Genomic DNA, 9,653 nt, shown 5'->3' with positions numbered 1-9,653 from the left:
TGGCAAACAGCTGCTCCGCCTCCGGCGCCCGGTAGTAGGCGGAAAGCCCCTGGAACTTGGTGTGCACCGCCCGGCCGGTCTCCCGCACCTGCCCGGCGTCCTTGCGCAGCGCCGCGCAGTCCCGCTCCAGCTGGTCCAGATCACCGGTGAACTGCGGAATCTGCTCCGGTTTGATCACGCCTTGCCCACTCCCGGCAGATCCACCTTCGGCGCGGCCAGCGCCTTGCGCTGCGCCTGGGCCGCCATCTGCTCATCGCCTTCCAGATAGGCCTTGGTCGCCTCCACCGCGCCCCGCAGCGACTTGCCCGCCCGCGCCGCGATGAACTGCAGATCCTTCGCCGCCCGCTCGGCGTACTGCGACAACGCCAGCGCCACCAGACCGCCCTGCACCTGCCCGTCCGAGCCGCCTTCGGCGGAGATCGTCCCCGCACTCGACGCCGCCGACGTCAGATGCTCCCCATACGCCTTGGCGTACTTCTCCAGCTTCGACGCCGACTCCCCCGTCGACTTCAACACCTGCGAAATGCCCTGCGGCCGCAGATCCCAGCCGGACACCCCGTCACCACACCCCCGTCAGCACACCCACAACCAGCACCAACACAACCAACACCAACACCGGAAAACACCGGTGTCAGCCCTTGCACCGGTTCCAGACCCGGCCGGCAGCGGTACCGGCCGGACCCGGCCAAGCCGTCCGCCGACGGCCGCTCAGCCGATGCCGTCCACCGCCGCCTTCGCCCGCGCCAGCGTCGTCTGCGCCGTCGCGTCGTTCATCTCCAGCGTCGACTTCACCAGCTGGATGATGTTCCGCACCTCCTGCGAGGCACGGTTCCACCGCTGCTCCTTGCCGTGGTACTCATCAGCCACCCCGTCGGCCACGAAATCCGCCATCGCCGCCTTCACCTGACGGTCCCGCTGCCCGATCACTTCCTCCAGCCGGGCCACCACCGCCTGCAGACTCGCCTGCGCATCCGCCGACGCACCCGTGTCATACGACCGACGATCCGCCGAAGCCGCCATCACACACCACTCCCCGAGAACACCGAAAACACCGAGAACACCGAAGGCGCCGAAAACGCCGGCGTCACTGAACAGACCAACACGCCGTCACGCGACCAGCTCGATCCCGGGCTTCCGGGCCCACACCCGCCGGGCGGAACATCCCCCCGACAGCACCGGGCTCCACCGCATCACCAGGCCGCGCCGCTCAACAGGGTCACCAGGGTCACCAGGGCCACGCCCCGCAACGGGCCGTACGCCCCCACAGGGCCGCGCCCTTCAGCGACAGCACCGCTCAGCGGAACCGTGCCGCGTCGAAGTTCGCCGCGCCCATCTGACGCCGCGCGTTCTCCCCCTGCTCCTGGTCACCCGAGGAAAACGCCGACTCCATCCCCGCCTGACCACCCAGAATCGCCGACAGCGAGGCGTTCAGATCCGCCGTGATCGCATCAGCCCGCGCCTTGAACTGATCGAACATCTGCCGGCCCGCACCGTTGAACTTCCCCTCCAACGGCTCCGCCGCCCGCACCAACTGCCGGATCAACGCCCCCAGGTCGTCACTCGACCCCCGCGACTCGCGCATCAACGTCGACAGCGTCTGCGCGCCCATGTCGAACTTCACGCCGAACTCGCCTCCCCCGTGAGTGCTTGTGGCACGTGACCGTACATCAGGTCACGGAATGGACCCGTCCATCTCTACCAACCTGTCTGACACTCCGGCAATCCGGGGTCCGGACGTGCACAGCACCATCACAAGTCCTCACAAGTCGGCGGGGACTCAGCGTGACGTCTGGCCTGTCGGCCCCTCGCGGCAGATGAGAAGGAGGGCGCGGTCGTCGTTGACGTCCTTGGCCACTGCCTCGATCAGGTGCCAGGCGGCGCCGCGGAAACCGCCGGCGACATAGCGGTCGGCCTCACCGGTGAGGCGGTCGATGCCTTCGGTGATGTCGCGGTCGGCGGTCTCCACCAGGCCGTCGGTGAACAGCATCAGGACGTCACCGGTCCTCAGGGAGCCTTTGACCGGGTCGAACTGGGCGCCGTCGTAGACACCGAGGAGCGGGCCCTCGGCGGCCTTCTGCTCCCAGCGGCCGCTGCCCGCGCTGAGTTGCAGGCCCGGCGGGTGGCCGGCGGAGTACAGCTCGTAGTCGCCGGAATCCAGGTCCAGCACCAGGTGGATGGAGGTCGCGAAGCCCTCCTCCCAGTCCTGGCGCAGGAGATAGCCGTTGGCGGCGGGCAGAAAGGCGTGCGGGGGCAGGCTGCCGAGCAGACCGCCGAACGCGCCCGACAGCAGCAGCGCCCGTGACCCCGCGTCCATGCCTTTGCCCGAGACGTCCGTGAGGACGACCTCCAGGGTGCGGCCGCCGTTCGTACGGGCGGCGACCACGAAGTCGCCGGAGAAGGACTGGCCTCCGGCCGGGCGCAGGGCCATCTCGTGGTGCCAGCCGTCCGGCAGCGGCGGCAGCGTGCTCTGCGCGCGGATGCGTTCGCGCAGGTCGAACAGCATGGTGCCGCCGCGCCGCCAGGGCACGCCGACCCGGCTGCGGAACTGGGCGAGCAGCAGCCCGAACACACCGCAGGCGGCGACCACCAGCACCACGCCCGGAGTCACCCGGGACGGGCCCTCGGTGTACGGGCCGAGCCGCACCGACTCCACGATCAGTGCCGTGGCCGCGATGGCGTACAGGCCGAGCAGGCTCGCCGGGCGCAGCAGCAGGCCGCCGGCGACGATGGGCAGCACCAGCGCGACCGGTGAGAACCAGACCGGGTTGGCGATGGTCAGCACCGTGATCAGCGGGATGGTCAGCAGCAGACCGCCGAACGCGATCCACTCGGGGCCGTCCCCGCGGAAGTAGTCGACGGCGGATCTGCGCATGCCGACGCGGACCCGGTGCCACTGCATCTTCCACCGGGCCGTGAACGTCTCAGCCGCCGTGCGCCGCTCTCGTCCTGCTGCCATCAGTTCGGGACCCTATCCATCGAACCTGCCGCTTGGCACGGGAGGTCCCACTTGTCCCCCGTCCGAGACCCGGTTCCACAGTGAACTTCACCGGGGCCGCTCGCGCTGCCGTCCCGGAAAAATTCGCTCGCTCGCCCTCTCTCGTCCTGATACGCATGCCGTATGGCGAGTGACCTGGTGACCGGGCCGAGAGTGCTGCGGCAGGACGAGTGGGATCCCTGGTACGACACCTTGATCCGTGCCTTCGGCGGAGTGCCGGAGTCGGCGGAGGAGCGGCAGGCGTGGCGGTCCGTCACCGAGTTCGACCGTTCCCTGGGCGTGTGGGACGGGGACACGTGTGTGGGGACGGCGGGGGCGTTCGGCTTCCGGATGACCGTGCCCGGCGGCGCGCTGGTGCCCGCGGCCGGGGTCACGATGGTGAGCGTGGCCGCCACGCACCGGCGGCGCGGTGTGCTGACGTCGATGATGCGGCGGCAGCTGGACGACGTACGCTCCTGGGGCGAGCCGCTGGCGGTGCTGACCGCCTCCGAGCCCGCGATCTACGGCCGCTTCGGATACGGGGCGGCGACCTTCCAGTTGCAGGCCGAGATCGACACCCATCGCGCCGGACTGTCGGTCCCGGACGGCACCGACAGCGTACGGCTGCGGTACGCGGCCCCCGCCGCTGTGCTGGACGCCTGCGAGGCGGTGTACGCGCGGCTGGTGCCGACCCGGCCGGGGATGCTGGAGCGGCCGGCCGGCTGGGAGCGGCTGAGGATCCTGGACCCGGAGAGCAAGCGGGGCGGTGCGTCGCCGCTGCAGTGCGTGGTCGCCGAACGGAACGGAGAGGTCACCGGGTACGCGCGCTACCGCATCGAGCCCCGCTGGGACCACGGTGGGGCCGAGGGCACGGTGGTGCTGAGCGACCTGGACGCGCTGGACCCGGAGAGCGGGGCGGCGCTGTGGCGGTTCCTGCACGGGATCGACCTGACGTCGACGCTGCGCCTGCGGATGCGGCCGGTCGACGACGCCTGGCAGTACCTGGTGTCCGACATCCGGCGGTGCCGGCCGCGGCTGCGGGACGCGTTGTACGTCCGGCTCGTGGATGTGGGGGCGGCGCTCGCGGCGCGGACCTACCAGACGCCGGTGGACGTGGTGTTCGAGGTGACGGACGACTTCTGCCCCTGGAACTCCGGACGGTGGCGGCTGAGCGGGGACGCGAAGGGGGCGTCCTGCGAGCGTACGCCGGACGCGGCCGAGGTGTCGCTCTCGGTACGGGAGTTGGGGGCGGCGTACCTCGGCGGCGTGCCGCTGACCGCGCTGGCCGCGGCCGGGCGGGTGCGGGAGCTGCGGCGGGGGGCGCTGGCGGAGGCCTCCGTGGGGTTCGGGTCGGCGGTGGCACCGTGGCTGCCGCACGGGTTCTGAGTCAGCCCCCGCTCTTCTGGCAGGTGGGGCACCAGAAGAGGTTGCGGGCGGCGAGGCCGGCGGTGCGGATCTCGGTGCCGCAGACGTGGCAGGGCAGGGTGGCACGGCGGTAGACGTAGACCTCGCCGCCGTGGTCGTCCACGCGGGGTGGACGGCCCATTGCCTCGGGGGTGTGCTCGGGGCGGACGGTGTCGATGCGGTTGGCGCGGACGCCCTCGCGCATGAGCGCGACGAGGTCGGTCCAGAGGGCGTCCCACTCGGCGGGCGTGATGTCCTTGCCGAGGCGGTAGGGGTCGATGCCGTGCCGGAAGAGGACCTCGGCGCGGTAGACGTTGCCGACGCCCGCGATGACCTTCTGGTCCATGAGCAGGGCGGCGATCGTCGTACGGCTGCGGCGGATGCGGGCGTAGGCGGCGGCCGGGTCGGCGTCCGGGCGGAGGGGGTCGGGGCCGAGGCGGCCGTGTATCGCCTGTTTCTCGGCGTCGGTGATCAGGGCGCAGGTGGTGGGGCCGCGCAGGTCGGCGTACGCGGTCTCGTTGGCGAGGCGGAGGCGGACGGTGTCCGCGGGCGGGGGCGCGGGGGCGTCCCCGAAGGTGACCTTGCCGAAGAGACCGAGGTGGATGTGGACCCAGTCGCTGTCGCGGAAGCGGAGAAAGAGGTGCTTGCCGTGGGCGTCCGTCCGGGTGAGCTCCGCTCCGGTGAGGAGGGCGGCGGCGTCGGAGAACTTGCCCTGGGGACTGGTGACGTGGGTGGGAGTGCCGGAGAAGCGGGCGGCGTAGTCCTGCGCCAGGCGGTGGATGGTGTGGCCCTCCGGCACGGTGGTGTCCTCTCCTGCTGTTCTGCTGTTCTCTGCCCGCCCGTCCGTCTCGGCGGGGTGGGGAAGGTGCCCGGCCCGGGGCACCGCCCCGGACCCGGCGGGGGCTTCGCCCCCTGTGCCCGGCGGTGCTCCGCCCGGCGCCGCGGGGCTCCGTGTCCGCGCCCCCGGCGGAGTCCTGCTCTCTGTTCCCTTTCCTGACGGGCTCCGTGACGGGGCTTCGTTCCCGCCCTCCCCACGGCTCTCGCGGGTTCCACTGCCCGCGCTCCGGCAGGGAGTCGTTCCCCGTGCCCACAGGCTCTGCTCCCACAGGCCTGTGCCCGCCCGGCCCCGGGCCGGGCGGAGCCCCGGAACCGGGTGGGTCTTCCGTTGCTGCGGGGCCGGGCGGGAAGAGGAAGAGGGAAAGGGGAAGGGGGGCCGGGCGAAGGCCCCGGCGGGCTGCGCCCAGGGACGCGGAGTCCCTGGGCCGCCGCCGTGGGCCGGCAGCCCTACTGCTGGGGGTGGTGCGCCGGGATCGGCGGCAGGTCGCCCGTCGTCTCGTAGTCCGACAGCATGCCGATCCGGCGGACATGACGTTCGTCGCCGGAGAAGGGGGTGCCCAGGAAGACCTCGACGAACTTCGTCGCCTCCTCCAGCGTGTGCATGCGCGCGCCCACCGCGACGACGTTGGCGTTGTTGTGCTGACGGGCGAGGGCGGCCGTCTCCTCGCTCCAGGCGAGGGCCGCGCGGACACCCTTGACCTTGTTCGCGGCGATCTGCTCCCCATTGCCGGAGCCACCGATCACGATGCCGAGGGAGTCGGGGTCGGCGGCCGTGCGCTGCGCGGCGCGCAGGCAGAAGGGCGGGTAGTCGTCCTGGGCGTCGTAGATGTACGGGCCGCAGTCGACGGGGTCGTGGCCCGCCGCCTTCAGCCACTCGACGAGGTGGTTCTTGAGTTCGAAGCCCGCATGGTCGGAGCCGAGATACACGCGCATGGTCCGAGTGTGACACGGCCGGCCGCACGAGGCCCTGCCGGGTGGAGCCCTACCACATCCGACGGAGTGGAGCCGTACCACATGCGGCAGATAAGTGTGAGATAAGCCACAAAACCAAGGTGATTTTGACTTAAAATTTAACTTTCGAAGGTTCACCCCTCCCTAGCGCCTCGCTTTCAATGGACCGGCTCGTACACCGCCGTACGAGACCGCTGACATGGCGCAAAGGAAAACCCCCATGACTTCGCAGTCGCCCCCGCCGAAGACCGGAAGCGGCCACGCAGGCCTCGACGCGCACTCCGGGCTTCAGGCCGGTCTCAAGAACCGCCACCTGTCGATGATCGCCATCGGCGGTGTGATCGGTGCGGGACTGTTCGTCGGTTCCAGTGCCGGCATTTCCACCGCAGGCCCCGGCATCCTGCTCTCGTACGCCCTCGTCGGCACGCTCGTCGTCCTGGTGATGCGCATGCTCGGCGAGATGTCCGCCGCCAACCCCACCTCCGGCTCGTTCTCGGCGCACGCCGACCGGGCGCTCGGAAACTGGGCCGGGTTCTCCATCGGCTGGCTGTACTGGTTCTTCTGGGTCGTCGTCCTGGCCGTGGAGGCGACCGCCGGAGCGGCGATCCTCGCCGACTGGATACCGGCCGTGCCCCAGTGGGGATGGGCACTGATCGTCATGGTGGTGCTGACCGCGACCAACCTGGCCTCCGTCGGCTCCTACGGCGAGTTCGAGTTCTGGTTCGCCGGGATCAAGGTCGTGGCGATCAGCGGGTTCATCGTCGTCGGGCTGCTGGCCGTCCTCGGCGTGCTGCCGGGGGTGCACAGCGACAAGGCCGGCTTCGACAACCTCGTCGGCCACGGCGGCTTCCTCCCGAACGGGCCCGGCGCGATCCTCACCGGCATGCTGCTCGTCGTGTTCTCCTTCATGGGCAGTGAGATCGCGACGCTGGCCGCCGGCGAGGCGGAGAACCCGCAGCGTGCCGTCACCAAGGCGACCAACAGCATCATCTGGCGCGTCGCCGTCTTCTACCTCGGCTCGATCTTCGTCGTCGTGTCCCTGCTCCCCTGGAACGACAAGTCGATCACCGAGAAGGGCTCCTACGTCGCCGCCCTCGACTCCCTCGGCATCCCGCACGCCGGTCAGATCATGAACTTCATCGTGCTGACCTCGGTGCTGTCCTGCCTCAACTCCGGCCTCTACACCGCCTCCCGCATGGCCTTCTCGCTCGGCGAGCGCGGGGACGCGCCGAAGGCGTTCGCGCGGACCAACAGCCGTGGTGTGCCGGTGGCCGCGATCACCTCGTCGGTCGTCTTCGGCTTCGTGGCCGTGTTCTTCAACTACAAGTTCCCGGACTCCGTCTTCCTCTTCCTCGTCAACTCCTCCGGCGCGGTCGCCCTGTTCGTCTGGCTGGTGATCTGTCTCTCGCAGCTGCGGATGCGCAGGATCATCCAGCGGGAGGCCCCGGAGAAGCTGATCGTGAAGACGTGGCTGTACCCGTACCTGACCTGGGCGACGATCGGGTTCATCGTCTTCATCATCGGCTACATGCTGACCGACACCGAGCACGACGGCCGCGAGACCATGCTGCTGTCGCTGCTGGTCGCGGCGATCGTGCTGGTGATCGCCTTCATCAAGGAGAAGGTCGCGGGCAACCGGCCGACGGCCGTGGAGCAGACCGACGCGGAGGCCAGGGAGAACGCCCCGGTCGGCTGACGCGCGTACGCGACGTCGTAGGTGAGGGAGTCCCCCTGGGGGCTCCCTCCGCTCTTTCTCCCTCTTTCTCTCCCCCTCCTCGGCTTCTTTCCTCTTCGTCTCCCCTCCCCGCCGCTCACAGCACCGTGAAGCTGTCCCTGACTCTCTCGTACGTCGGCAGCGCCCGGTGCTCCGTGTCCGACCGGTACCAGGTGCTGATCTGGTACGACCTGCCGTCCGCGTCGAAGCCGAGCAGGCGGGCGTGCCAGGGAGCGCCCCTGAAGGTGAAGGTGTACTCCCAGACCACCGCCGGATGGCCGCGGAAGGTCGCCCGCTCCAGGCGGATCTTGCGGTAGTCCTGGCCCCGGCGGGCGTTCCTCTCCGAGGTGCGCCAGCTCTCCATCAGGTCCCCCTGGGCGAGGGACGACTTGGCGACGAGCTCCTGCGTGCCGTCCGGCGAGGTGTAGTGCACCTCCGCGCCCGTCTGCACATCCCGCCGCCAGCCCTTCGGCGGCGCCCAGGCGAACCCGCCGGCCTCCCTGTGCGCGCCCGGCGGCAGGCTGGGCGGCCTGGAGGTGCCCTCCACGGTGGGCGGTGGCGTGGAGGAGGCGGGAGCGGAGGCAGGAAAAGAAGCAGACGGGGAGGTGAGAGGGGACGCGGGAGAGGAGGCACGGGAGGGGGCAGGCGAGGACGTGGGGGTGGAGGCGTGCGGCCGGGCGCCGTCGCCCGCCGTGTCCCGGTCCGCCTCTCCTCCGTCCAGCAGGGCGAGGGCGTCCCCGGCCACCACCCCGGCGACGACCACCCCCACGGCGGCGGCGAGGCCGGCCCTGCCCCGCCGCCCCTCGCGCCCGTTCCCGGCCTCCGGTTCCTCCGTCCGCCCCGGCGGGACGGTCGGCGCGGACCGCGGCTCGGTCACCCCATGGACGACCGGCTGGTCCGCGGCGGAGCGGGCAGGAGCCTCGGGGCGTACGGCGTCCGGGCGCTGTCCCAGGTCGTGCGTCGGCTGCTCCGGCGGGGGCCGCTCCCGGTCGGGACGGGTGGGTGCGGGCACGGTGTCCGGCGGAACGGGCTCGGGAGGCGGGGGTGCGAGCCGGGTCCTCTCGGCTGCCGGGGAAACGGGCACGGTCGGGGTGCGGAGAGGGAACGCCAGGGGACGCAGGGCGGCTTCCAGTGCGTCGAGATCCGGGCGGTCCGCCGGTTCCTTCTTCAGCAGGGCCGTCAGGATCTCGGTCAACGGGCCCGCCGAGGCGGGCAGGAGCGGCTCCTCGTACAGGACCGCGTGCAACGTCGCGAAAGTCGTGTCGCGGGAGAACGGGGAGCGGCCGCCCAGGGCCGCGCACAGGGTGGCTCCGAGGGACCACAGGTCGGACGGCGGGCCCTGAGGGCGGCCGGAGATGCGTTCGGGGGCCATGTAGTCGGGGGAGCCGACCAGCATGCCGGCCCGGGTGAGGGCCTTGGCGTCCTGGATGGCGGCGATGCCGAAGTCGGTCAGGACGACACGGCCGCCGCCGTGCCCCACCAGAACGTTGCCGGGCTTGATGTCCCGGTGCAGTACGCCCCGGGCGTGCACCTGGCGCAGCGCCGCCACCAGTCCGAGGCCGATGCGGGCCGTCTCCGGCAGGCCCAGCGGGCCGCCCTCCACGACGATCTGCTCGAGCGAGCGGCCGGGGACCAGCTCCATGACGATCCACAGGCGCTCCCCCTCGTCCACGACGTCTTGACATCCTCCCGGGCCTAAAGGCCCGGGATTCCAATCTGCTCCCACTGCGGCGACGCGGTGGGTAGCTCTTGGTGGGTTCCTGCTTCGCTGCG

At 71.0% G+C, this 9,653-nt stretch carries 9 protein-coding genes; 2 read left to right on the top strand and 7 right to left on the bottom strand.

The window, feature by feature from the left end:
• Positions 1 to 174: 174 nt before the first annotated feature.
• The 4 genes from ABD224_RS28225 to ABD224_RS28210 all read right to left on the bottom strand — a co-directional run bounded on the left by ABD224_RS28225 (position 175) and on the right by ABD224_RS28210 (position 2,956).
• Positions 175 to 516: a DUF6507 family protein gene (locus ABD224_RS28225; RefSeq protein ID WP_425581072.1), complete on the bottom strand. Its 342-nt coding sequence runs from the start codon at positions 514 to 516 to the stop codon at positions 175 to 177.
• Positions 517 to 708: 192 nt separating this feature from the next.
• Complete coding sequence (locus ABD224_RS28220; RefSeq protein WP_344054969.1) at positions 709 to 1,020, bottom strand: pore-forming ESAT-6 family protein; 312 nt, start codon at positions 1,018 to 1,020, stop codon at positions 709 to 711.
• Positions 1,021 to 1,294: 274 nt separating this feature from the next.
• On the bottom strand, positions 1,295 to 1,621 hold the full coding sequence (locus ABD224_RS28215) for a hypothetical protein (protein WP_067388419.1): 327 nt from the start codon (positions 1,619 to 1,621) through the stop codon (positions 1,295 to 1,297).
• 156 nt (positions 1,622 to 1,777) lie between these two features.
• A complete protein-coding gene (locus ABD224_RS28210) occupies positions 1,778 to 2,956 on the bottom strand; it encodes a SpoIIE family protein phosphatase (RefSeq protein ID WP_344054966.1) in 1,179 nt (392 codons plus the stop codon).
• 162 nt (positions 2,957 to 3,118) lie between these two features.
• On the opposite strand from ABD224_RS28210, the gene ABD224_RS28205 reads away from it, so the two are divergent.
• Positions 3,119 to 4,360: a GNAT family N-acetyltransferase gene (locus ABD224_RS28205; RefSeq protein WP_344054964.1), complete on the top strand. Its 1,242-nt coding sequence runs from the start codon at positions 3,119 to 3,121 to the stop codon at positions 4,358 to 4,360.
• A 1-nt stretch (position 4,361) separates the two neighbouring features.
• Here ABD224_RS28205 and ABD224_RS28200 read toward each other — a convergent pair whose 3' ends face one another.
• Together ABD224_RS28200 and ABD224_RS28195 are read right to left on the bottom strand one after the other, a co-directional pair.
• Complete coding sequence (locus ABD224_RS28200; protein WP_344054962.1) at positions 4,362 to 5,177, bottom strand: Fpg/Nei family DNA glycosylase; 816 nt, start codon at positions 5,175 to 5,177, stop codon at positions 4,362 to 4,364.
• Positions 5,178 to 5,662: 485 nt separating this feature from the next.
• Positions 5,663 to 6,148: a ribose-5-phosphate isomerase gene (locus ABD224_RS28195; RefSeq protein ID WP_344054960.1), complete on the bottom strand. Its 486-nt coding sequence runs from the start codon at positions 6,146 to 6,148 to the stop codon at positions 5,663 to 5,665.
• A 238-nt stretch (positions 6,149 to 6,386) separates the two neighbouring features.
• Here ABD224_RS28195 and ABD224_RS28190 point away from each other — a divergent pair, with 238 nt between their 5' ends.
• A complete protein-coding gene (locus ABD224_RS28190) occupies positions 6,387 to 7,862 on the top strand; it encodes an amino acid permease (protein ID WP_344054957.1) in 1,476 nt (491 codons plus the stop codon).
• A gap of 115 nt (positions 7,863 to 7,977) precedes the next feature.
• On the opposite strand, the gene ABD224_RS28185 is transcribed toward ABD224_RS28190, so the two are convergent.
• The gene (locus ABD224_RS28185) at positions 7,978 to 9,522 is read right to left on the bottom strand and encodes a protein kinase domain-containing protein (RefSeq protein WP_425581073.1); all 1,545 of its coding nucleotides are present in this window, start codon (positions 9,520 to 9,522) and stop codon (positions 7,978 to 7,980) included.
• Between the last annotated feature and the right edge of the window lie 131 nt (positions 9,523 to 9,653).

Source organism: Streptomyces thermoalcalitolerans (assembly GCF_039525155.1).
Lineage (GTDB): Bacteria > Actinomycetota > Actinomycetes > Streptomycetales > Streptomycetaceae > Streptomyces > Streptomyces thermovulgaris.
The sequence above is the reverse complement of the archived record's forward strand: the minus strand, read 5'-3'. Positions and strand labels throughout refer to the sequence as shown.

What these genes read in the sequence shown, in the direction of transcription:
- ABD224_RS28190 (WP_344054957.1), top strand. Translation starts at nt 6,387, where the DNA reads ATGACTTCGCAGTCGCCCCCGCCGAAGACCGGAAGCGGCCACGCAGGC.
- ABD224_RS28185 (WP_425581073.1), bottom strand. Translation starts at nt 9,522, where the DNA reads ATGGAGCTGGTCCCCGGCCGCTCGCTCGAGCAGATCGTCGTGGAGGGC.
- ABD224_RS28220 (WP_344054969.1), bottom strand. Translation starts at nt 1,020, where the DNA reads ATGGCGGCTTCGGCGGATCGTCGGTCGTATGACACGGGTGCGTCGGCG.
- ABD224_RS28210 (WP_344054966.1), bottom strand. Translation starts at nt 2,956, where the DNA reads ATGGCAGCAGGACGAGAGCGGCGCACGGCGGCTGAGACGTTCACGGCC.
- ABD224_RS28195 (WP_344054960.1), bottom strand. Translation starts at nt 6,148, where the DNA reads ATGCGCGTGTATCTCGGCTCCGACCATGCGGGCTTCGAACTCAAGAAC.
- ABD224_RS28205 (WP_344054964.1), top strand. Translation starts at nt 3,119, where the DNA reads ATGGCGAGTGACCTGGTGACCGGGCCGAGAGTGCTGCGGCAGGACGAG.